Raw genomic sequence first — 21156 nt, 5'->3', positions numbered from 1 at the left:
CATGGAGGTTATCATGAGAAAATCACTATTCCTGCTGCTGACGATTTGCCTGACCACGCCTGCGGTTGCAGATGAGTTCGGTGTCAAAAACCCTGAGGAACTGTCATTGGAAGGAATGATGGACCGACTGCGCTACGGCGAAATCGACCCGATGAACTATGCAATCGGGTATGGCGCGGCAAAATCAGGGCGACACGAAGAGGCAAGGCAGATTTTTCAGGAAGCGATTGATCGCACCGGCAGCGTTCAAGCAATGACTTGGATGTCCTGGATTGAGGATAACGGCTTGTCCGGCCCGGAAAACCCAGCCGCCGCTGCAGAATGGGACCGAAGGGCCGCGGAACTGGGCAGCGAAGTCGCCGCATTCAATTACGGGCTGGATCTGTTACGTGGTCGCGGGGTTCGCAAGGATGAAGTTGAAGGCCGCAAAATGATTGATCGCGCGGCGGCCATGGGGGACACCAGCGCACAGCATCTCATCGACAACGACTATGACGTCAAGAGTGTTACGCCGGATGCGGATGAATGGCGATATGAGCTTAACCTGTTCTAAGAGCGGCAAGTTGAGCCAGGTGATGTCTGCCCCGACTTAGGTGACGTTTTCAATCTACATCGACAGCGGCTATCGGCTTTGGCCGTTAGGCCTATCAAAACACAGGCCGGGACTGATGATCCGCCCCGGTCTTTTCCGACGGTGATCTGTTTCCCACGCTCATGCCAACCCGACCAAAGGGCAGCCTCACATCAGTGTGATTGCGGCGTGACCACCTCACCCGACGCAACATAACCAATTGATTTTAAGTAATTTTTAATACTCCTTGAAAAGAAAAAGCTCGTTTTGCCTCCTCTCCGCTTCGGTTGGTGAAAAACAACAGGAAACCTTTTCTAAATCCCATTGTTGAGCTGCCAGACAACGGAACGGACAAGACGTTCGGCTTCGTAATTGAACAACCCGAAAGGACTCCGATAATGAAACTTCTTATTACAACAGCAGCGGCCGCCCTGATCAGCACCACGGCATTTGCCGATAACTCTGATCGTTACAACGACTTGCGTCTGGACACTTCTGAAACAGCGCAACGGGTCTTCTCTGACGAAACCCGCCCGACAGATCTTGACGCTGCCCAGCGCGGAAAAAGTCAGGAACGCTCCACCGCTGGCACAGAAAAGGAAAACGCCACAACATTCTCCACACGCAGCACCATCAGCTCCATTGGTGAGGGGTATCCTTACGGTGGTTCAGGTGCAGGCAACGACAGCCGTTAACAGCACTGTTAGCGCGTTCGAAGGCCCGGTCATTTGATCGGGCCTTTCGCATTTGCGTCGTTCCGCCATGCGCATTTGTGGTGCCGGGTCGAACATCACGTTAAAGGCGGTCAGACAGGCCGGAGCATGCCTGGTCTCAAGTGTTAAACAGGAAGTGCAACACATCCCCGTCCTTCACTATATATCCTTTGCCCTCGGCGCGCATCTTGCCAGCCTCTTTCGCAGGCCCCTCGCCGCCCAGAGTGATGAAATCATCATAGGCAATCGTCTCGGCGCGGATGAACCCTTTTTCAAAATCACCATGGATGACACCCGCAGCCTTGGGCGCTGAGGTGCCGGATTTGATGGTCCAAGCACGGGCCTCTTTGGGACCAACGGTGAAATAGGTCTCCAGATGCAACAGCTCGTAACCGGCACGGATCAGACGGTCCAGACCAGCCTCTGCAAGACCCATTTCCTCAAGGAACATCTCTGCTTCCTCGTCTTCCAGCTGGCTGATCTCTTCTTCGATCTGGGCCGAGATGATGACATGGGAATTGCCCTGAGCGGCGGCCATCTCCGCCACCTGTGCCGAGTACTGATTTCCTTCGGCGGCTTCGCTCTCGCCTACGTTGCAGACGTAGAGAACCGGTTTGGTGGTCAACAGTTGCAGCATGCGCCAGGCTTTGGCGTCATCTTCGTCGACCTCGACGGTGCGGGCTGGCTTGCCCGCTTCAATCGCGTCCTGCGCCATGCCCAGCAGACGATCCTGCTGCACCGCGTCCTTGTCATTGCCTTTGATCTTGCGCACCAATCCGGCGCGGCGTTTTTCGATGCTTTCCAGATCCGCAAGCATCAATTCGGTATCAATGGTTTCCGCATCGGCCACCGGATCAACGCGCCCCTCCACATGGGTAACATCACCATCTTCAAAACAGCGCAGCACATGGGCAATCGCGTCCGTCTCGCGGATATTGGCCAGAAACTGGTTGCCCAGTCCCTCCCCTTTGGAGGCGCCTTTTACCAGACCCGCAATGTCCACAAAGGTCATGCGTGTCGGAATGATGGATTTGGACGATGCGATGGCGGCGAGCTTGTCCAACCGTGCATCTGGAACAGCGACTTCGCCCACATTGGGTTCGATTGTACAAAAGGGAAAATTCGCGGCCTGTGCAGCGGCGGTGCGGGTGAGCGCGTTAAACAAGGTCGATTTGCCAACGTTCGGCAGACCTACGATACCCATTTTGAAACCCATGATCTTGATCCTTGCGACAGCAGATTTTGCGCTGTCCTATGGCCTGACAGGGGGCGGTGCAAGGGTTTGGGGGCTTCACGCTGGCCTTGTGTGCGGAAAATTCCCATTTTCCGTACCGGAATTTTGCAAAATTCCGCCCCCTACAGCGCAGGTCGCACATTGATTTCCGGCGCAAGGTTCGCCATTGAACGGGGGTACAAACGCAAAGGCCCACCCCATGACCCGTATCGACGCCAAATTCGCCGACCTCAAAGCGCAAGGCAAAAAGGCCTTTGTCTCTTATATTATGGCGGGTGATCCCGATATGGAAACTTCTCTGGAGGTCATGCGCGGCCTGCCCGGTGCCGGGGTCGATGTCATCGAACTTGGCCTGCCCTTCACCGATCCAATGGCCGATGGCCCAACGATCCAGCTCGCCGGACAACGCGCCCTTGAGGGCGGCATGACCCTGCTCAAGACGCTGGGGATGGCTGCGTCCTTCCGAAAGGAGGATGACACCACACCGATTGTGCTGATGGGGTATTACAACCCGATCTATTCAATGGGCGTCGAGAAATTCCTGAAAGCCGCCAAAGAGGCAGGCATCGACGGGTTGATCATTGTCGACCTGCCCCCTGAAGAAGACAGTGAATTGTGCCTGCCCGCGCAGGAAGCCGGATTGAACTTTATCCGCCTTGCGACCCCGACAACGGATGACAACCGCCTGCCCCGCGTGGTGCAGAACACCTCCGGCTTTGTCTATTACGTGTCGATCACCGGCATCACCGGGTCTGCCGAAGCGGATGCAGGCGATGTTGCCCCAGAGGTTCTGCGCATCCGCGAGGCCAGCGGCCTGCCGGTGATTGTCGGCTTTGGCGTGAACACCCCCGCCAAGTCACAGGCGATTGCCGAAGTGGCGGATGGTGTTGTTGTCGGCTCTGCCATTGTGGCGCGCATTGCTGCAGGGGACAGTGTGGCGGATGTACTCACGTTTGTGAAAACCCTGTCGGACGGTGCCCACGCCGCCTGATCCGGGCCAAATCGCTGAATTGACCGAGGCAGGCTAAATTGGTAAGTAAAGATTACCAATATGGAGTCTCCTCATGCCAGTCATCACCAATATCGGCGATCTTAAGCGTATATATGAACGTCGCGTGCCGCGCATGTTCTATGATTATTGCGAATCCGGCAGCTGGACAGAACAGACTTTCCGAGAGAACACCTCTGATTTCGACAAGCTACGCCTGCGTCAGCGGGTTGCAGTGGACATGTCAGGGCGCAGCACTGCGGGGCAAATGATCGGACAGGATGTGGCGATGCCGGTTGCACTGGCCCCGGTGGGGCTGACCGGCATGCAGCATGCGGATGGCGAGATCAAAGCAGCGAAAGCGGCCAAGGCATTTGGTGTGCCCTTCACTCTCTCCACCATGTCCATCAACTCGATCGAAGACGTGGCCGAGGCAACAAATGCACCGTTTTGGTTCCAGCTTTATACAATGCGCGATACGGATTATGTCAGCCGGTTGATCCAACGGGCCAAGGATGCAAACTGCTCTGCCCTGGTGATCACACTGGACCTGCAAATTCTGGGGCAACGGCACAAGGACCTGAAAAACGGCCTGTCCGCCCCACCCAAGCTGACGCCAAAAACCATCGCCAACCTGATGACCAAATGGGCCTGGGGCATTGAAATGCTGCAGGCCAAGCGGCGCGAGTTCGGCAATATCGTCGGCCATGTCGAAAGCATTTCCGATGCTTCCAGCCTCGGGGCCTGGACAGCGGAGCAATTTGATCTGACGCTGGATTGGGCCAAGATTGCCAAGCTGAAAGAGCAATGGGGCGGCAAGGTCATCCTCAAGGGGATCCTAGATGCTGAAGACGCCAAAATGGCGCTTAAGGTCGGGGCGGATGCAATTGTTGTGTCCAACCACGGCGGGCGGCAGTTGGACGGGGCGGTCAGCTCGATCTCGGCATTGCCAAGCATTCTGGACGCAGTGGGGGATCAGGTTGAAGTGCATCTTGATAGCGGTATCCGCTCTGGTCAGGACGTGCTGAAGGCGCTCGCCATGGGGGCAAAGGGCACGATGATCGGGCGCGCTTTCGTCTATGGTCTGGGTGCGATGGGCCAAAAAGGGGTGCAAACTGCGCTGGAAGTGATCCACAAAGAACTGGACACAACCATGGCGCTGTGCGGTGAAACCAATGTTGCCAATCTGGGCCGGCATAACCTGCTGATCCCGGAGGATTTCGGTGGACGCTGGCAGAAACCATAAGGCTGGGTTAGGTCTGGATCATGCTTGTTTTCCTGCGCCATAAGATCACCTTTCTTGCCACCCCCAAGACGGGCACGACGGCGGTGGAAATGGCGCTGAAGTCACGTGCCGAAATTGTGTTTTCCAAGAACCGCAAACACATCACCGCTGTGCGATATGCCAATAAGGTCGCCCCCTTTCTTGAGGATACATTTGGCGTGCGCCCGGCCTCGGTCGCGGTGATGCGTGAACCGGTTGATCAGATCCGCAGCTGGTACAAATACCGCAGCCAGAAACGGCTGGATGGCACCAAGCTTAGCACCAAGGGCATTAGTTTCGACCAATTTGTGAGCGAAGTGGTATCGGATAAACCGCCAGAGCGGGCACGGATCGGGCGACAGTTCAGCTTTCTCACCGATGGCAAGACCCGTGTGATGGCGGATCATGTCTTTGCCTATGAGCAGCCAGAAAAGTTTTTGGCGTTCTTGTCACAGCACCTGCAACACCCGGTCGAAATCGCGCCCAAAAATGTTTCGCCACTGATTGATTCACCTCTAAGCGAGGAAACCTTGGCCCTGTTGCGTGAAGTTCGGGCAGAAGATTTTATGTTGTACGATGAAATTCTGGCTGCAAATGGTCATCTGATAGCGGCGGATTGCTGACCTCGCGTGTTTGCGAAATCAGCAAAGGTACACCGCTATATTTCCAACGCATGCCGAATTATTCACCATCCCTTGCAGAGGGGCGTTGAAGATCACCATCAAACACCTGTGAAACCAAACCACCGCTTACAATTGGCACCCTGCCCCGGCAAGGTTCCGGGAACGTAAGGCACGCCTTGCTGCACCTACTGTCAGACAGTGCAGTGCCGCTTTCTCAGTGGTCCCGCGTGTGATTCTGCGCTGCAGCGCCCGAGACAGTTCGGCCAATTGTGCCCTGTTCATCCCATGTAGAAGAGTTGGCCCCAACAGCAGACTTTCAGAGGCAACCCCGTTTGCAAACACCACCGAATGGGCGTCACAGAGAAAGTGATGCCACATGATCGACCGCTTCCCTGTCATAAAACGGACCCCACGATGTTCGACAAGGGCTTTGGCCGGCACCATCATTGGTGTATCAAAGATGTCTTCAAGTTGCCCCGAGCCCCCCACTACGATCCGGTGCTGACCAGAAACAATAAGATCTTGCTTTGGCAGGCCTTTCCCCAGAGCATCGGCGCGGATCAAAACCGGTTTTTGATCCCCGGCCACCCCATCCAGCGGTTGCTGCCCTGACCAGACCCATCGTACCCGATGCAGCCTGTCATCCTGCCCGAGAACACAATCACCCGCAGTCAGCTGTTCAACAGGAATTGCCCCGGCAGGTGTCGCGATCAGGCTGCCAGTTGCATAGCAGGCGGGAATCGTTCCTGCATTCGGGGTGTTTTGCGTGTAATAGCTCGCCCCACGGTCGTCCGACTGCAACGACTGACCTGCCCCTGCCGTGCCCACATCCGTGGTGGTCAACCCACTTGCGGCCCCTTCAATGGCCGTTACTGTATTGTCCCAATACGACAGAAATTGCTGAACGTCCCCCTGATCATCCACCAGCGCGATCCCATCGTCTGGATACATCATCCCGGTCGGATCAGCCCCCCCGTCGTCAAAACCGGGCGTTGTGGCATCGATGACATAAACATCAAAACCACCACTTGTCTCGATCGATGTGCCAAGTGGAAAATCCCAGATTAGGTAACCTGACACATCATAGATTTCGACAACGTAACCTGATGGGTTGGTTCCAGCAGGAAGCGCAACCTCGATAAATTCCTGCGAGGTATTACCGTAATATTGAAACTCGGAAATATATCCGGGCATTTCGGGCCTCCGACTTTATCCGTCGAAAGACCTTGGCTCTACTTCTCTTAAGATCCGGCAAAACCGGCGGGGAAGTTGCTTAAACTTATGGGTATTTGAGATGCCTGCCCTTTACGTGCCACCTCGTTTCACCGCGCAATGATCGCCCAATGATGGTGCAGACAATGCATCGGATTGGAACCGCGCGCCGCTCAGCCGGACTATGGGTCAACATGTGATGTGGGACAGGACACCGGATGGCCCGCGGCAGGGCACCCTAAGTTCATTGTGCGTTTACACCGAGATGCGGCGCGCCAAGGCAGGAATCAGCACGATGGCCGTGACGCAAAGCAGCCCGGAAATCAAAAGAAACGCACTGCGCAAACCAAAGCCTTCGGCCACCAATCCCATCAACGGCGGGCCGAAAAAGAAGGCCCCATACCCGATCACCGACACCCGGCTGATGGCAAACAGCCGCTGCGCTGGCGGTACCGCACGACCGATCAGCGCCATGGCAAGCGGGGCAACCACAGATATCCCGAGCCCGGCAAGGGCGAATCCTGTGAGGCCCAAAAGGACAGTTGGGGCCAATGCCGCAAGGGCAACCCCGCAGGCAGAGAACAGCGCGGCACCCATCATCAGTGTTGTATCGCGCATCCGCGCTGTCAGAATATGACCGCCAAGCCTGCCCAGCCCCATCGTCAACCCCAATGTGGCGGGCCCCAGCGCACCCTCCCCCGGCCCGCCGCCCAGTGTCCGTTCCAGATGCAGGGCTGACCAGCCTTCGGTGGCGGCTTCGGTCAGAAACCCGATCAGGACAATCCCACCGGTCAGCAGCACCAGCGGGCGCGACACCGGCGCAACTCCAATTTGCCCGGATGGCTCATCTGCGGGTGCGACATCTCGTGCAGCCCATGCCAGTATCAGCAGCACAATCAGCAGCAAGGTAAAACTGGCTTCTGGTCCAACCCCGGCCTGACGCAATGCACCCGTGCACAGCGCGCCGGCGGCATAGGCAAAGGAATATAAGGCATGGTTGAGGTTCATCAGGGGACGGCGGCTGGTCTCTTCAATTTCAGACACCCGCGCATTGATCAGAACATCGACAACACCTGACCCGGTGGAGGCCAGCAACATTGCCCCAGTTAAAAGAACAAGCGTGTTTGATGTACCCGCCGCCAGCATCCCAATTGCGACAACGACAATCCCAAGCGAAACAGCAAACCCACCGGCAAGGCGACGGCACAAAGGCGCAAGCCACATCGCAGCAACAGCGCCGAAGGCCGCCAGCAACAAGGCCATGCCATATTGCGCGTCTGTGGCACCGACCTGTGCCTTGACCACCGGCATCTGCGCAAAATATGTGGCCCAGGCGGCCCCAATCGCCACGAATCCTGCCAGCGGTTTGCGCGACAGGTGAAGATCCTGTTTGAATGTCATATGCCCCTTTGTCACGGGTATGGGCAATTGCCAAGATCGGGGCGGATTTTTGCCCTTTCCCCGCAGGCAAAACCGTTCTATACGCGCGGCTTCACGCGGGGATACAGCCTTGGAGGATTCCCGCCCTTACATATTGGAGAATACAAATGGCCGGAGAGATTCCAGATCTTATCGCCCAGGAACGGACGGGGACAGGCAAGGGCGCCGCTCGTCAGGCACGCCGTGATGGCTTGGTACCGGGAATTGTTTTTGGTGGCGATGTTGACCCGCTGCCGATCAACCTTGATTTCAACAAGCTGCTGACCATGCTGCGCAAGGGCCGCTTTAAGGCGACATTGTTCAACTTGAAAGTTGAAGGCCACGACGACGTGCGTGTTATCTGCCGCGACGTACAGCGCCATGTTGTTAAAGACCTGCCAACGCACGTCGACTTCATGCGTCTGAAGCGCACAACCAAAATCAACCTGTTCATCAACGTCGAAGTGACCGGCGAAGAAGAATGTGTTGGTCTGAAAAAGGGCGGTACATTGAACGTGCTGCGCCCTGAGATCGAACTGGTTGTGACCGCTGCTGATATCCCAGAAAGCATCGAGATCGACATCAGCGCGCTTGAAATCGGCGACAACCTGACAATTTCCGATGTGAAATTGCCAGAAGGTGCCAAGCCGACAATCGATCGTGATTTCGTTATTGCTCAGGTTTCCGCACCTTCCGGTCTGGCCTCTTCCGACGACGATGAAGATGGTGAAGAAGCCGAAACAGAAGCGGCCGAAGGCGAAACCGCTGAATAAGAATACCTTCCCATCGGGATGGATAGGAACGGGGTCGCATTTGCGGCCCCGTTTTGCGTTTGAAGACAGTTTTATAGCAGGCATTTAGCTTGGCGCGCGGCCCTGCTAGTATCGTGAAAAAGCGAACGGAGCATTCACATGAAACTGATCGTCGGCCTTGGCAATCCGGGCGGGAAATACGCCCGCAATCGCCACAACATCGGCTTTATGGCGCTGGATAGGATTGCATCGGACCACGGGTTTGGCGCATGGAAAGGCAAACATCAGGGCAGCATCAGCGAAGGCCGGTTTGGATCAGCACGCGCCGTCTTGCTGAAACCCGAGACGTTTATGAACCTGTCGGGCCAATCGGTGCAGGCAGCGATGCGGTTTTACAAACTGGAACCGGCTGATGTGATTGTGTTGCACGATGAAATCGATCTGGCCCCGGCGAAGGTGAAGTGCAAAACCGGTGGCGGCCACGCGGGTCACAACGGGTTGCGCTCAATCCATGCTCATATCGGGCCGGATTATGACCGCGTCCGGCTGGGCGTTGGCCACCCCGGACATAAAGACGCCGTGCCGGGGTATGTGCTGCGTGACTTCCCCAAGGCTGATGAGGAATGGCTGGACGATGTGCTGCGCGGCATCAGCGATGGGGCCGCGGATCTGGCGGCAGGTGATACGTCCAAATTTCTGAATGCCGTTGCCATGCGGGTGAACCCGCCCCGTTCTGGCACCGGCACCAAGGGGCCGAAGCCAGCACAGAAACAAGCCACCCCTCCCCCCACCACCACGCAGCCAGAGACCGCCGAACCGGCAAAATCCCCCATGCAAAAATTGATGGAGCGCTTCAGATGAGCCTGCCTGATGCCTTCGCTGCTCAGGCCGATACCTGCACCCGCATGGGGTCGCCCTTCATGGGGCAACTGCTGTCGATCCTTGCTGCCGACTGGCCGACGGACAGCGCTCTGGGGCGCAAATTCGCAGGTTTCACTGGTGATATTGGTCCTGCCGGTCATTCCCTGCCCTTGCGTATTGCTGGTGGGTTGCATGCTCTGGTGCTAAGCGACGGCGCCCCTGAACTGGCAGCAGTTTATCCACCCCATAGCGCGACGGATGAGTCCTTGCGCGCCGAGGTACTGTCCGCATTGGAGAGACATCAGGCATTTCTGCTGGATTGGACTGACAGCCCGCCGCAAACCAATGAGGTGCGCCGATCCGCTGCGCTGATCGCAGGGGCTCATGTGGCCTTGAACCACTTCAACCTGCCGATCCACCTGTCGGAACTGGGGGCCAGTGGTGGGCTGAATCTGATGTGGGACCAATATGCGCTTGAAATAGACGGCGCACGTTTTGGCACCGATATGCCAGCCGTGCTGCTGTCGCCCGAATGGACAGGCGCGATGCCTCCCAAGGCCAATCCGGTCATCGCCGACCGCGCTGGTGTAGACTTGAACCCGCTTGACCCAACACGCGCTGACCACCTGTTGCGACTGACCGCCTATCTTTGGGCAGATCAGCCTGACCGCCTGAGCATGACCCGTGCCGCCGCATCGGTTGCCACCACCCAGCCCCAGCAGGGCGATGCGATCGACTGGCTTGGCCCGCGCCTAGCTGCCGCGCCGCAAGGCCGGTTGCACCTGATTCAGCATACCGTGGCCTGGCAGTACTTCCCGGATGCGGTGCAGGCCCGGGGCAAGGCGCTGATCGAAGCCGCTGGCGCACAGGCCACGGCAAACCGGCCGCTGGCATGGCTGTCGATGGAAACCGATGGCGATACAACCGGCAAGGTAGGTGCCGCACTGACATTGCGACTTTGGCCCGGTGATCTGACCCTTGATCTGGGCCGCGCCGATTTTCACGGACGTTGGGTAAAATGGGCCTATACTGGTTAAACAGCAGCGCCTGTGGTTGAGTGTCCCAAAGCGGTTAGGGAAGAGTAACATATGCGCAGGTTTGGAAAATGGCTGGGGCGGTTCCTGTTGGTTCTGGTGCTGGTCGCTTTGGCCGTTGGCCTGTGGAAACGCGAGGAGATCACCCGCCTGCTGGCGGTGAACTCCCTGTTCTCAGAAGATAAGATCGTTCACAATTTCAGCAATATGGACGCGGCCTTCCTGAACACCCCCGTTAATCGCGGTGCCGGCCCGACCAGTGAACTGACCTACGGGGATGAATACGCCCCCCCTGCCGCCGTTGAGACATGGATCAAGGAACGCAGTGTCACAGCCCTTGTGGTGCTGAAAGACGGCCAGATTGCCTATGAGAATTATTTTCTGGGCACCCAGCCCGATGATCTGCGGATCAGTTGGTCTGTCGCCAAAAGCTACCTCTCCGCCTTGGTGGGCATCCTGCTGGAAGAGGGTGCGATCGCCTCCATCGACGATCCGGTAACAAAATATGCGCCCCGCCTGAAAGGCACCGCCTATGACGGCACAACCCTGCGCAATGTGCTGAACATGGCCAGCGGCGTCACCTTCGACGAGGATTACCTGGACAAGAATTCAGACATCAACCGCATGGGCCGCATTCTGGCCTTGGGTGGCAAGATGGATGATTTCACCGCAGAATTGACCGAGACCTTTGCTGCCCCCGGCGCAGGATGGAAATATGTGTCCATCGACACCCATGTGGTCGGTATGGTGGTGCGCGGGGCAACGGGCAAACCCATCGCCGAATTGCTGAGTGAAAAAGTCGTGGCACCTTTGGGCCTGGAACATTCCCCCTATTATCTGACCGATGGCGTTGGCACCGCCTTTGTGCTGGGCGGGCTGAACCTCACGACCCGCGATTATGCGCGGTTTGGCCAGATGTTCCTGCAAGAGGGGATGTGGCAAGGTCAGCAAATCGTCCCCGCACAATGGGTGCGTGCCTCAACGATACCCAGCGCCCCGACAGCAGACGGAGAAATCGGCTATGGCTATCAATGGTGGATACCCGTGGGGGCCGCCCCCGGCGAATATATGGCCCGCGGAATCTACGGTCAGTACATCTATATCGACACAGCACGAAACGTGGTGATCGCAACCAATGCTGCGGATCGCAAATTCCGCGAGGCTGGCGTGTCACAGCAGAATATCAATATCTTCCGCGAAATTGCACAGGGGCTGTAAACCGCAATGACACCTGACGAAAGCATCAATGTCCTTGGCGGTCCGCTGCTCACCTGTGGCACCGATCCCCTGACCGGCTTCTTCCGTGACGGGCTTTGCAACACCTGCACCGCCGATCAGGGCAGCCATACGGTCTGCGCGGTGATGACCGCAGAATTCCTTGCCTATTCAAAATATGTCGGCAATGACCTCAGCACTCCGCGCCCGGAATTCGGCTTTGCCGGGTTAAAAGCCGGCGACCCTTGGTGCCTCTGCGCGGGGCGCTTCCTGCAAGCCGCTGATGAGGGCTGCGGCCCCGATGTCCATCTTGAAGCAACCCATCAGCGCGCATTGGATATCGTGCCATTGGACGTCCTTAAAAAACACGCCGTCCCCACCCGCTAAACAGAACAAAGGGCGCAGGTTTCCCCCACGCCCCTCCTCTTTTTGGCCTTATATACTGTAGTGCAACGCCCGCCGGAAAACCTGACAGACGTTTTTCACGCAGGCCGCCGTCAAACAGCCCGGCTACGCCTCAGGCAAATTCACCCATCTCGAACCCAAGCGCCTTGGCCACGGTAAAGATGTCCTTGTCACCGCGCCCACACATGTTCATGCAGATGATGTGATCCTTGGGCAGTTCCGGTGCGATCTTCATCACATGGGCCAAGGCGTGAGAAGGTTCCAAGGCTGGAATAATCCCCTCCAACTCACAGGACACCTGAAACGCCGCCAGCGCTTCCTTATCCGTGATCGAAACATATTTAGCACGGCCAATCTCGTGCAACCACGCATGTTCCGGCCCGATGCCCGGATAATCAAGGCCCGCTGAAATGCTGAACCCCTCCAGGATTTGCCCGTCATCATCCTGCAACAAATAGGTCCGGTTACCGTGCAAAACGCCGGGCCGCCCGCCGGTCAGGGAGGCGCAATGCTCCATCTTGGCATTCACACCCTTACCGCCTGCCTCCACACCGATGATGTTCACTTCCTTGTCATCAAGGAAGGGAAAGAAGAGGCCCATCGCGTTGGATCCGCCACCAATCGCGGCAATCACCGTATCAGGCAAACGCCCTTCTGCCGCATCCATCTGTTCGCGCACTTCCTTACCGATGATGCTTTGGAAATCACGCACCATCGCCGGATAGGGATGTGGCCCCGCAACGGTTCCGATGCAGTAAAACGTATCGCGAACATTGGTCACCCAATCGCGCAGCGCGTCGTTCATTGCGTCTTTCAATGTGCCACGGCCCGACGTGACAGGAACCACTTCGGCCCCCAGCAGACGCATGCGGAACACATTGGGGGCCTGCCGCTCCACATCATGTGCGCCCATATAGACCACACATTTCAAACCAAACTTGGCACAAACTGTGGCCGTTGCCACGCCGTGCTGTCCAGCACCGGTTTCTGCAATGATGCGTTTCTTGCCCATGCGCCGCGCCAGAATGATCTGGCCCAGAACATTGTTGATCTTATGCGCGCCTGTGTGGTTCAGCTCGTCGCGCTTCATATAAACCTTAGCACCACCCAGTTTTTCGGTCAGCCGCTCGGCAAAATAAAGCGGGCTGGGACGGCCGACATAATGCGTCCAAAGGTCATGCATTTCCGCCCAGAAACTCTCATCCGTCTTGGCGATCTCATATTGCTGTTCCAGTTCAAGGATCAGCGGCATCAGCGTTTCAGAGACAAAACGCCCCCCGAAGTCGCCAAAGCGGCCGTTTTCATCGGGGCCGGTCATGAAACTGTTGAAAAGATCGTTGGCCATGGGGCGTCTCCTGTCGCGCATTCAGGTGACACGTCTACCGCAGCCTTACCTCCTGCGAAACCCCAAGACTTTTGCAAAAGTCTGCCCCATATCCCTTCAGGGGAATGCCCTACACTATCAGCCGTAGATACTCATGATTGCAGAACACAACATACATCGTCCCATTCTGCACCGTACGAAACCCGCACCGGCGCAGGTCCGTTTCAAACGCCAGTCTCCCGACCATCCTGTACACCTCCGATACCTTGCGCAGTACCTCCCCGCCATTCAGTGCGGATTTGGAATCGGAAAGCTGGCGCAGCCGCAGCTTGGGCGTCATATGGGCGGGCATGAAACTCCTGCTGCAACTCCCAAACCAGCAAGGCAAGATGAATGGGTCCTGAGCTAACGCCTAGTCGAAAATCCTGAACAGCTCTTTCTTCAGCTTATCCTCAAGTTTGTCTTTCACAGCATCCTCAACCGACTGCCCCTCCTGTCGGGTCAGCCCCAGCTCTTCCTCCAGCTTTTGCTCAAGTTTCTGCTTTGCTTTCTGTTCCGCACGACCCACCTCTTCACGGAAATTCAGATCAATCACCGCCTTCACATCTGCGCTGATTTTCGGATCGCTCCATGGGCCGGATATCCGTACCGGCACCGCCAATCCGCGTTCCTTGTTCACCCGCAACGCTTTGGGCGTCACCGTGTAATCCAGTGTTCGCGCCCCAAGGTTCACCACCCCCGCGCCCGTTGCCTCAAAGTTCGGCAGCAGCATCTTGAGGTCCGTGTTGTTCACCACGCCTTTGTCGATCACATATGTCCCCGTCAGCGCATCAAATACCGTCGTGCCGCCTTTGACATCAAAGGACCCCAGCAAATCATCCAGATCAATCCCCTCGATAGAGCCGCGGCCCAGATTCACCGCTCCCTTCCCCGACAGGGACCGCATGATCGCATCCAGGTTTTGCCCCACCCCGAGGAAAGACACCTCTGCGTCGCCTTGCCCTGTGAACCGGGTCAACCCTGCCAGATCACTCAATAATTCACGGATCTGCACACCGCCGGCCCGCAGTTTGCCGCCCACCGACAGCCCGTTGCGGTTGTTCATCACAAATTCGCCGGTGAACAGCCCGCCATAGCCCCGCACTTCGCGTAATTCAAACACCATGCGCGACCGGTCATTGCTCAGTAGGCTGCGGGTTTTGCCCAGCTTCAGCGCGCCCAGATCAATATTGTCGGCGTTCAGCGCAATCGCCCCGTTGAAGGCGGACAAACCAGAGGCATCGATTGGTGCACGAGACCATCCAGTGGTGGCAGCATCGCCGCCCTCTCCGCTACCCGCTGTCAAACTGGCAAGGTTCAAGGCACCCGCTTGTAGCTGTGCGTTGATCTGGGGCGTACCGTTCAACTCAATATCTGCCCCGCCGCGCAGGGTATTCCCGCCCAGATCAGCCACCAGTTCGCGCAGGGACAATCGACGGTCCGGGGTCAAGGTGATGTCAGCACGGGTATGCATGCTTTGCCCCAGGCCTTTGGGCAGGTCTACCCCCCCCGCGCCCAAAGCTGCCAGAAGCGCCCCGGTATCCGAGGTTTTGAGATCAAGCGCCCCCGCAACCGCACCGGCAAGGGAGGCGCGCCCTTTGAGGGTCAAACCGCCACCGCTGGTGTTCACCGCAACATTGACCGGTTGCACCTGCCCGTCGAGAAAGCCGGAGAACTGGTCAATCGTTGCAGCCAGCTCCACCACCTGCCCCGCCGGGCGCAGCGCCGCCGTGATCTCTGCCGGTCCGTCCTGAACCGGCCAGTCCAGCGTCAAGTCAACACCGGCATATGACACCAGATCCGCCCCTTCCGCGTCATAGATCAAGGCAGCATCACGGATCACCAGCCGTTCGATGGTCAGGGGCGTGGCGGGTTTGGAGGGGGCATTCTCTGTCTCGATCTGTGCGGCCCCATCCGCATCGGTAAACACCCAGTTGGCCCGCCCGTCCTTGCGGCTTTGCAAGCGGATTGTCGGACTGGTGGCCTCGACATTGGTGATCCTGATCTCGCCACGCAGCAAGGCGCTGGCGTCCACACCAATCGCCGCCTGAGCGGTAGAGAACATCGCGCCTTCCTTGGCCCAGTCGGCATTGCCCACCTCAAGCCCGCCTGCGCTGACACCCAGCACCGGCCAGAAGGTCATCGAAACATCCCCGCTGATCGTCACCGACCGCCCAGTCAACCGCGTCAACTGGTCCGATGCGATCCGCGCAATCCTGTCTGCGGGCAACATCAACACACCCACCACCGCAATCACGGCGATCAGCAGCAGCACACCCAGCCCCCTGATGATCCATTTCATTGCACATACCTCTTACTACCTTGGGCTTTCCCAGCCGCTTTGCATCGACTATAGGCACATTCATGAGCACAAACCCACCCAATCTGCGCCCTGATCTGGCCCCCAAGGCCAAAATCAGCAATCCCTCCCGCCCCGGCCAGCCGACCATCGGCATGGTCTCCCTGGGCTGTCCCAAAGCATTGGTCGACAGTGAACGGATTTTGACACGCCTGCGCGCCGAAGGGTACGGCGTATCGCCAGACTATTCCGGCGCTGATGCGGTGATTGTGAACACCTGCGGGTTTCTGGACTCCGCCAAAGCCGAAAGCCTTGATGCCATCGGCGAGGCGCTGACTGAAAACGGTCGGGTGATCGTCACGGGATGCCTTGGCGCGGAACCCGATTACATCCGCGAACACCACCCAAAGATCCTCGCCGTGACCGGGCCGCACCAATATGAGCAGGTGCTGGACGCGGTACATGGTGCCGTGCCGCCCAGCCCCGATCCCTTCATCGACCTGCTGCCCGCGCAACAGGTGTCGCTGACCCCACGCCACTACAGCTATCTGAAAATCTCCGAAGGCTGTAATCACAAATGCAAGTTCTGCATCATCCCGGACATGCGCGGTCGGTTGCAATCGCGCCCCGCCCATGCGGTGATGCGCGAGGCCGAGCGTCTGGTGGACAATGGCGTCAAGGAACTGCTGGTGATCTCGCAAGATACCTCTGCCTATGGCGTCGACATCAAACATGCCGAGGATCGCGGGCATCGCGCCCATATCACCGACCTCGCACGTGATCTCGGCTCACTTGGCGCTTGGGTGCGGCTGCACTACGTCTACCCCTACCCGCATGTGCGCCAACTGATCCCGCTGATGGCGGAAGGGCTTGTGCTGCCCTATATGGATATCCCGTTCCAGCACGCCCACCCGGATGTGTTGAAACGCATGGCCCGCCCTGCCGCCGCTGCGAAAACGCTGGACGAAATCGCAGCATGGCGCGACGTCTGCCCCGACCTTACCCTGCGCTCGACCTTTATCGTCGGGTATCCGGGTGAAACAGAGGCGGAGTTTCAGACCCTGCTGGACTGGCTGGACGAGGCGCAATTGGATCGTGTCGGCTGTTTTCAATATGAAAACGTCGATGGTGCGCGCTCAAACGCCCTGCCCGACCATGTGGACGCGGATGTAAAACAAGACCGCTGGGACCGGTTTATGGCCAAAGCGCAGGCCATTTCAGAGGCCAAGCTGGAGGCGAAAGTTGGTCGTCGGATTGATGTGATCGTGGACGAGATCGACGAGGACGCGGCGACGTGCAGGACCAAGGCGGATGCGCCAGAGATCGACGGGAACCTGTTCATTGATGAAGATTTTGCAGGGTTGTCGGTGGGCGATATCGTGACTGTCGAGGTGGAGGAAGCGGGCGAGTATGATTTGTGGGGGCGGGTTGTTTAATCTCTATATTCTTTCAAGTAAGTGTAGCCAGCAGTTGTAATTTCGAAGCTGTCCGCTTGATCTTTAAATTCTGCGGGGTGGAACTCAAAAAGCAATTCATTTTGCATGTCTTTCATAACGTCAAACAGCAGTTTCTTGTCTTCGTGCGAATTTGACCAATCAGTAAGGCCAGTTTTTGACTCGGGATTAATTGCGATCCCACCACTCTCAACGAGCCATATCCTGCCATCTTCAGACTTCGCGGCCATTTCAAGCAGTTCCAATTCCCATATCTGTTGCAAATTAGGAGAAGGCATAGTTCCATTGGTTTTTTGCTCCCTGTCTTCTTTTAATTCTTCTTCTAGCTCGGGCTTTATTTCTCTAGCATCTTCAAGGCGCTTTGCTGCCTCAATCTTGGCACGTTCTGTTGCCTCTTCATAGCGAGCTCTCGCTTCAGCTTCAGCCGCATCTCCGTTTAGCTGATAAATTCGAAATTGCTGTGACTCATCGTGTTGCAGCCTCCGAAGTACACCTGACGGCCTTTTAGCTATCCATGCCCCAAGCAACTTGGACCAAGGCAGTATTAATGCAATTGCTATGCCCAGTACTGCTGGAGCGAAGACAAGGCTTCGAAGAGTTGTCATACCATCGAAAGTTAAAATTCTTAATTCAATAGACCCATTGGAGAAAAGCAGTATCGCCAACGCTTTCCAATTCAAGGTCAGAAATACTATAGCAATTGATCCAATAAACGGGCTGCGAATTCGAGCATTCGCGGCGTCTGTAAGCTCTTTGAAAAATTCAACCATCAGTCATCTCACTTTTGTTGAAAGATTTTGACAATAATTCGCACCGAATAAGATGACCACCGATATTCTATCATCAAGTCTGATTGCCCTAATCGCCCAGAATCCCACCCTGCACGGAATCAAGGCGTAGCCGCCGTGCAGCGCCAGACCGCCCAACCGGTCTGGCGCTTTGGCAACCACAAGCACACCCCCACAAAAGCACAGCGACCCCTCCACCATAAACTGCCATACGGATAGACCAGATGCGCCACCCCGCGGTCTGCCATTGCCCGGCGCGCGTTGTGCTTGGGGAGACGACACCACAAGCACAAATGGCGAACACTTGAATTTGTTCCACTTATGTTCTACATTCTTAATCATCGTTAAGAAAGGAGCATCCAATGTCCTTCCAACCCACATTCCCTGGTCTGTTCTCGCCTTCCCACGGGGCCACACCAGTCCAGCCTGACGCGCCGCAGCCCCTGCCAGCGACAGAGAAACAAATCGCTTATGCCAAGACCTTGGCAGCGAAATCCAAACAGCCGCTGCCGGAAAACATCACGGCGGATCGCGCCGCCCTGTCCAAATGGATCGACGCGCATAAAGCGCCCGCGCCGCAAGGGCGGTTCTCGGACTATCCGTCCTCCAAACAGGTCGGATTTGCCGAACGCATTGCGCGGCTGAAGCGTAGCGAAGTGCCGCCGGAGTGTTTTCGGGATCGCACCCTGATGTCGCGCTGGATCGACAGCAACAAGCCACGCTGACGGCCGGATAGGTCCCGGTTTCGGTTAAAAATTGCCACAGTATCAGCACCCTGACGCCATAAAATCTTTACAGCGCGGTGCTAGCCCTTTGGTATGGCGTATCCTTATTCAAAATACGAGACGCTCGCAGATGGGGCGGTACATGCAGCGGGGCTGCTGTTGGCCATACCGGCCTGTACAAGCCTGATCGGATATGCCGCAGGGAAATCACAGGCCGCACTGACGGCAACCGCACTTTACACCGCTTGCCTGATCCTCGCTTTCGGGGCCTCGGCGCTTTATCACATGTGCCCGCTGGATCGCATTCGTCCGATATTGCACCGCATCGACCACGCGGCGATTTACCTGAAAATTGCGGGGTCTTACACGCCGATTGTTGTCGTGATCGGGTCCAGTTTTGCCTATGGCATCCTGGGTTTGGTCTGGGCATTGGCGGTTCTGGGGGCGCTGGCGAAACTGTCATTCTGGCGCACCGATGCCAAAGGGTCGCTGGCGCTATACCTGATGATGGGATGGCTGTCGGCGCTGTTGATCTGGCCGATGTGGCAGCAGTTGAACGGCACGGTGGTGACGCTGGTGGTGATTGGCGGGCTGACCTATTCGGCAGGTACGCGGATCTATGCACATCCCGGCATGCCCTATCAGAACGCCATCTGGCATGGCTTTGTGCTGGTTGCGTCGACCTGCCTTTTTGGGGCCATCACCCTGAGCCTCTGACACCTTTCCCTGATTTTGCTGGTTTCATATGTGGTGCGTCAAGATAGGCGCTGACGCAGGTTTGCACATGGCGGAACCGGTCCCCGCCCAGATGTTTGCCGCCATACCACCGGGTTACAATGATGACATGCCCCTCCAGCCCTTCACGTTCCAGCATTCGCAGGATCACCATGCCAGCACCGGATTCTCCGTCATCACCTTTCAAAGGCACGCCATCGGGCAGCAAAACACCCCATGTATTATGGGTCGCCTTGGCGTAGGCTTTATCCCGTTTGAGGGATTTCAGGGCGGCATCCACGCCCGCGCGGTCCACAACATCCGCCCCCGACACCGCGTATTTTGAACCGCGGTCGGTCAGAATATTCCCCAGTTTGATCAGCTTGGTCATCAGGTGCAGCCTTCAACCGCAAGAGGCCGTCCGGCATCGCCGCCGGTCAAAGCCCTGCAGCGGTCCGCCGCACCACGTCAATCCGCGAGGCATTCGGCGGGTGTGTGCCAAGGAATTTGTCGCCGGGATCGGGAATGCGGGTAAAGAACTCTGCCCCGCGCAACGGGTCATACCCGGCGCGTTTGGTGATGATGGTGCCCAGCGCATCGGCCTCCAGCTCAAAGTCCTTTGAATAGCTGCGCGCGCCCACTTCAGCCCCCAGTTTCTGCGCACTGCGCACCGCCTCGGCACCGCCGCCGGAAAGGGTCGCAAGGCCCGCGAAAATCACCGCGCCAGCCACTGCGTTTTGCTGTTGTCGCGCGATATGGCCGCTGATGTGATGCGCCGCCTCATGCCCCAAAACAAAGGCCAGTTCGTCCTCGTTACGCGCATCGGCAATCAGCGCCAATGTGAATGCCACCACGGGGCGTCCGTTTTTATCCAATGTCTGAAAGGCATTGGCAGGTTGTCCCGGACGGTCATCCACTACGATGTTGAAGTCGCAATTCACCCCAGACGTACGCGCGCGGCACTCCCGTTCTGCGACAGGTTCAAGGGTTTGCACCACGCGCACAAAACTGCGTGCTGCCTGATTTGCCGACATGGCTGGCGCACTTGGTGCGGCAGGCACCGGGGCTGTCGGAGATTGCACGACCGGGGCGACATCACAAGCCGCAAGTGATCCTGCGGCGATAAGGGCCCAAAGGGTCTGTTTGATCATCGCTATGTCCTTTTCCTGTCGGGCCGTCCTGTATCTTAGCACGGCGTCAGCAGGGAGCCAGCCCGAACATATATCTTTGCAAAGCCACCTTGCAATGATCCGCCGAAAAGCACAGTTTCGCTCCATGTTTACCATTGAACACGAATTTGATGCATCAGTGATCACACTTGTCGACGAGGGCGCAACTGCCCTTCGCGAAGATGTGATCGTGCAGGCATTTGCAAGCCAGATCACCTTTGAACAATGGGATCCGCGCACCGATACAGTGTCCAAGATCACCCTCTCCCCTGAACAATTGCGCGATCTGACTGCGGCATTGAACCTGCCCGAAGGCATCTACCGCAGCGCGCCTGAATAACCAAACAAGGAAC

23 protein-coding genes are annotated in these 21156 nt (G+C 57.2%); 14 read left to right on the top strand and 9 right to left on the bottom strand.

Annotation, left to right across the window (positions count from 1 at the left end):
• The first annotated feature begins 13 nt into the window (after window positions 1-13).
• Together QQL78_RS02880 and QQL78_RS02875 are read left to right on the top strand one after the other, a co-directional pair.
• Entirely contained in the window at window positions 14-553 is a 540-nt protein-coding gene (locus QQL78_RS02880; RefSeq protein WP_284370377.1) for a tetratricopeptide repeat protein, read from the top strand.
• A gap of 416 nt (window positions 554-969) precedes the next feature.
• Window positions 970-1266 (top strand): hypothetical protein, encoded by a 297-nt coding sequence (locus tag QQL78_RS02875; RefSeq protein ID WP_284370375.1) that lies wholly within the window; start codon window positions 970-972, stop codon window positions 1264-1266.
• 136 nt (window positions 1267-1402) lie between these two features.
• Here the strand turns inward: QQL78_RS02875 and ychF are convergent, their stop codons facing one another.
• Window positions 1403-2500, bottom strand: a complete 1098-nt coding sequence (gene ychF, locus QQL78_RS02870) for a redox-regulated ATPase YchF (RefSeq protein ID WP_284370373.1) — start codon at window positions 2498-2500, stop codon at window positions 1403-1405.
• A 217-nt stretch (window positions 2501-2717) separates the two neighbouring features.
• Here ychF and trpA point away from each other — a divergent pair, with 217 nt between their 5' ends.
• The 3 genes from trpA (at window position 2718) to QQL78_RS02855 (ending at window position 5393) form a co-directional block, all read left to right on the top strand.
• A complete protein-coding gene (gene trpA, locus QQL78_RS02865) occupies window positions 2718-3509 on the top strand; it encodes a tryptophan synthase subunit alpha (protein ID WP_284370371.1) in 792 nt (263 codons plus the stop codon).
• Window positions 3510-3582: 73 nt separating this feature from the next.
• On the top strand, window positions 3583-4752 hold the full coding sequence (locus tag QQL78_RS02860; protein ID WP_284370369.1) for an alpha-hydroxy acid oxidase: 1170 nt from the start codon (window positions 3583-3585) through the stop codon (window positions 4750-4752).
• 20 nt (window positions 4753-4772) lie between these two features.
• Window positions 4773-5393 carry a hypothetical protein gene (locus QQL78_RS02855; RefSeq protein ID WP_284370367.1) on the top strand — a complete coding sequence of 207 codons (621 nt, stop codon included), beginning with the start codon at window positions 4773-4775 and terminating at the stop codon, window positions 5391-5393.
• A 126-nt stretch (window positions 5394-5519) separates the two neighbouring features.
• Here QQL78_RS02855 and QQL78_RS02850 read toward each other — a convergent pair whose 3' ends face one another.
• Entirely contained in the window at window positions 5520-6587 is a 1068-nt protein-coding gene (locus QQL78_RS02850) for a Hint domain-containing protein (protein WP_284370365.1), read from the bottom strand.
• A 273-nt stretch (window positions 6588-6860) separates the two neighbouring features.
• Window positions 6861-8006 (bottom strand): MFS transporter, encoded by a 1146-nt coding sequence (locus QQL78_RS02845; RefSeq protein WP_284370363.1) that lies wholly within the window; start codon window positions 8004-8006, stop codon window positions 6861-6863.
• A gap of 146 nt (window positions 8007-8152) precedes the next feature.
• Between QQL78_RS02845 and QQL78_RS02840 the strand changes: the two genes are divergently transcribed.
• From QQL78_RS02840 to QQL78_RS02820, 5 genes are all read left to right on the top strand, one after another.
• Window positions 8153-8797 carry a 50S ribosomal protein L25/general stress protein Ctc gene (locus tag QQL78_RS02840; protein ID WP_284370361.1) on the top strand — a complete coding sequence of 215 codons (645 nt, stop codon included), beginning with the start codon at window positions 8153-8155 and terminating at the stop codon, window positions 8795-8797.
• Window positions 8798-8935: 138 nt separating this feature from the next.
• Window positions 8936-9637: an aminoacyl-tRNA hydrolase gene (gene pth, locus QQL78_RS02835; protein ID WP_284370359.1), complete on the top strand. Its 702-nt coding sequence runs from the start codon at window positions 8936-8938 to the stop codon at window positions 9635-9637.
• A complete protein-coding gene (locus tag QQL78_RS02830) occupies window positions 9634-10674 on the top strand; it encodes a DUF2332 domain-containing protein (RefSeq protein ID WP_284370357.1) in 1041 nt (346 codons plus the stop codon). Before pth ends, QQL78_RS02830 begins: the two co-directional genes overlap by 4 nt.
• Before the next feature lie 51 nt (window positions 10675-10725).
• Window positions 10726-11889 carry a serine hydrolase domain-containing protein gene (locus QQL78_RS02825; RefSeq protein WP_284370355.1) on the top strand — a complete coding sequence of 388 codons (1164 nt, stop codon included), beginning with the start codon at window positions 10726-10728 and terminating at the stop codon, window positions 11887-11889.
• A gap of 6 nt (window positions 11890-11895) precedes the next feature.
• Entirely contained in the window at window positions 11896-12273 is a 378-nt protein-coding gene (locus QQL78_RS02820; protein ID WP_284370354.1) for a DUF2237 family protein, read from the top strand.
• A gap of 130 nt (window positions 12274-12403) precedes the next feature.
• Here the strand turns inward: QQL78_RS02820 and trpB are convergent, their stop codons facing one another.
• From trpB to QQL78_RS02805, 3 genes are all read right to left on the bottom strand, one after another.
• Complete coding sequence (gene trpB, locus QQL78_RS02815; protein WP_284370352.1) at window positions 12404-13636, bottom strand: tryptophan synthase subunit beta; 1233 nt, start codon at window positions 13634-13636, stop codon at window positions 12404-12406.
• A 109-nt stretch (window positions 13637-13745) separates the two neighbouring features.
• Window positions 13746-13967 carry an N-(5'-phosphoribosyl)anthranilate isomerase gene (locus QQL78_RS02810; protein WP_284370350.1) on the bottom strand — a complete coding sequence of 74 codons (222 nt, stop codon included), beginning with the start codon at window positions 13965-13967 and terminating at the stop codon, window positions 13746-13748.
• Window positions 13968-14027: 60 nt separating this feature from the next.
• Window positions 14028-15956, bottom strand: coding sequence for an AsmA family protein (locus QQL78_RS02805; RefSeq protein WP_284370348.1), 1929 nt, complete (start codon window positions 15954-15956; stop codon window positions 14028-14030).
• A 62-nt stretch (window positions 15957-16018) separates the two neighbouring features.
• On the opposite strand from QQL78_RS02805, the gene rimO reads away from it, so the two are divergent.
• A complete protein-coding gene (gene rimO, locus QQL78_RS02800) occupies window positions 16019-17389 on the top strand; it encodes a 30S ribosomal protein S12 methylthiotransferase RimO (RefSeq protein ID WP_284370346.1) in 1371 nt (456 codons plus the stop codon).
• On the opposite strand, the gene QQL78_RS02795 is transcribed toward rimO, so the two are convergent.
• A complete protein-coding gene (locus QQL78_RS02795; protein ID WP_284370344.1) occupies window positions 17386-18177 on the bottom strand; it encodes a hypothetical protein in 792 nt (263 codons plus the stop codon). The two genes, rimO and QQL78_RS02795, sit on opposite strands and share 4 nt — an antisense overlap.
• A 380-nt stretch (window positions 18178-18557) precedes the next feature.
• Here QQL78_RS02795 and QQL78_RS02790 point away from each other — a divergent pair, with 380 nt between their 5' ends.
• Window positions 18558-18920: a hypothetical protein gene (locus QQL78_RS02790; RefSeq protein ID WP_284370342.1), complete on the top strand. Its 363-nt coding sequence runs from the start codon at window positions 18558-18560 to the stop codon at window positions 18918-18920.
• Between the two features lie 93 nt (window positions 18921-19013).
• On the top strand, window positions 19014-19637 hold the full coding sequence (trhA, locus tag QQL78_RS02785) for a PAQR family membrane homeostasis protein TrhA (protein WP_284370340.1): 624 nt from the start codon (window positions 19014-19016) through the stop codon (window positions 19635-19637).
• On the opposite strand, the gene QQL78_RS02780 is transcribed toward trhA, so the two are convergent.
• Window positions 19621-20025, bottom strand: a complete 405-nt coding sequence (locus QQL78_RS02780) for a YigZ family protein (RefSeq protein WP_386258873.1) — start codon at window positions 20023-20025, stop codon at window positions 19621-19623. The two genes, trhA and QQL78_RS02780, sit on opposite strands and share 17 nt — an antisense overlap.
• A gap of 46 nt (window positions 20026-20071) precedes the next feature.
• Complete coding sequence (locus tag QQL78_RS02775; RefSeq protein WP_284370338.1) at window positions 20072-20785, bottom strand: M48 family metallopeptidase; 714 nt, start codon at window positions 20783-20785, stop codon at window positions 20072-20074.
• Window positions 20786-20909: 124 nt separating this feature from the next.
• Between QQL78_RS02775 and QQL78_RS02770 the strand changes: the two genes are divergently transcribed.
• Window positions 20910-21143: a DUF8831 family protein gene (locus tag QQL78_RS02770; protein WP_284375411.1), complete on the top strand. Its 234-nt coding sequence runs from the start codon at window positions 20910-20912 to the stop codon at window positions 21141-21143.
• Window positions 21144-21156: the final 13 nt, after the last annotated feature.

This window comes from Sulfitobacter pacificus (assembly GCF_030159975.1).
Taxonomy (GTDB): domain Bacteria; phylum Pseudomonadota; class Alphaproteobacteria; order Rhodobacterales; family Rhodobacteraceae; genus Sulfitobacter; species Sulfitobacter pacificus.
Note: the sequence above shows the minus strand (reverse complement) of the source record. Positions and strands in the feature narration are given on the sequence as shown.

Excerpts from the sequence above, each read along its gene's own strand:
- QQL78_RS02880 (WP_284370377.1), top strand. The coding sequence starts at position 14 with ATGAGAAAATCACTATTCCTGCTGCTGACGATTTGCCTGACCACGCCT.
- QQL78_RS02875 (WP_284370375.1), top strand. The coding sequence starts at position 970 with ATGAAACTTCTTATTACAACAGCAGCGGCCGCCCTGATCAGCACCACG.
- ychF (WP_284370373.1), bottom strand. The coding sequence starts at position 2,500 with ATGGGTTTCAAAATGGGTATCGTAGGTCTGCCGAACGTTGGCAAATCG.
- trpA (WP_284370371.1), top strand. The coding sequence starts at position 2,718 with ATGACCCGTATCGACGCCAAATTCGCCGACCTCAAAGCGCAAGGCAAA.
- QQL78_RS02860 (WP_284370369.1), top strand. The coding sequence starts at position 3,583 with ATGCCAGTCATCACCAATATCGGCGATCTTAAGCGTATATATGAACGT.
- QQL78_RS02855 (WP_284370367.1), top strand. The coding sequence starts at position 4,773 with ATGCTTGTTTTCCTGCGCCATAAGATCACCTTTCTTGCCACCCCCAAG.
- QQL78_RS02850 (WP_284370365.1), bottom strand. The coding sequence starts at position 6,587 with ATGCCCGGATATATTTCCGAGTTTCAATATTACGGTAATACCTCGCAG.
- QQL78_RS02845 (WP_284370363.1), bottom strand. The coding sequence starts at position 8,006 with ATGACATTCAAACAGGATCTTCACCTGTCGCGCAAACCGCTGGCAGGA.
- QQL78_RS02840 (WP_284370361.1), top strand. The coding sequence starts at position 8,153 with ATGGCCGGAGAGATTCCAGATCTTATCGCCCAGGAACGGACGGGGACA.
- pth (WP_284370359.1), top strand. The coding sequence starts at position 8,936 with ATGAAACTGATCGTCGGCCTTGGCAATCCGGGCGGGAAATACGCCCGC.
- QQL78_RS02830 (WP_284370357.1), top strand. The coding sequence starts at position 9,634 with ATGAGCCTGCCTGATGCCTTCGCTGCTCAGGCCGATACCTGCACCCGC.
- QQL78_RS02825 (WP_284370355.1), top strand. The coding sequence starts at position 10,726 with ATGCGCAGGTTTGGAAAATGGCTGGGGCGGTTCCTGTTGGTTCTGGTG.
- QQL78_RS02820 (WP_284370354.1), top strand. The coding sequence starts at position 11,896 with ATGACACCTGACGAAAGCATCAATGTCCTTGGCGGTCCGCTGCTCACC.
- trpB (WP_284370352.1), bottom strand. The coding sequence starts at position 13,636 with ATGGCCAACGATCTTTTCAACAGTTTCATGACCGGCCCCGATGAAAAC.
- QQL78_RS02810 (WP_284370350.1), bottom strand. The coding sequence starts at position 13,967 with ATGCCCGCCCATATGACGCCCAAGCTGCGGCTGCGCCAGCTTTCCGAT.
- QQL78_RS02805 (WP_284370348.1), bottom strand. The coding sequence starts at position 15,956 with ATGAAATGGATCATCAGGGGGCTGGGTGTGCTGCTGCTGATCGCCGTG.
- rimO (WP_284370346.1), top strand. The coding sequence starts at position 16,019 with ATGAGCACAAACCCACCCAATCTGCGCCCTGATCTGGCCCCCAAGGCC.
- QQL78_RS02795 (WP_284370344.1), bottom strand. The coding sequence starts at position 18,177 with ATGGTTGAATTTTTCAAAGAGCTTACAGACGCCGCGAATGCTCGAATT.
- QQL78_RS02790 (WP_284370342.1), top strand. The coding sequence starts at position 18,558 with ATGTCCTTCCAACCCACATTCCCTGGTCTGTTCTCGCCTTCCCACGGG.
- trhA (WP_284370340.1), top strand. The coding sequence starts at position 19,014 with ATGGCGTATCCTTATTCAAAATACGAGACGCTCGCAGATGGGGCGGTA.
- QQL78_RS02780 (WP_386258873.1), bottom strand. The coding sequence starts at position 20,025 with ATGACCAAGCTGATCAAACTGGGGAATATTCTGACCGACCGCGGTTCA.
- QQL78_RS02775 (WP_284370338.1), bottom strand. The coding sequence starts at position 20,785 with ATGATCAAACAGACCCTTTGGGCCCTTATCGCCGCAGGATCACTTGCG.
- QQL78_RS02770 (WP_284375411.1), top strand. The coding sequence starts at position 20,910 with ATGTTTACCATTGAACACGAATTTGATGCATCAGTGATCACACTTGTC.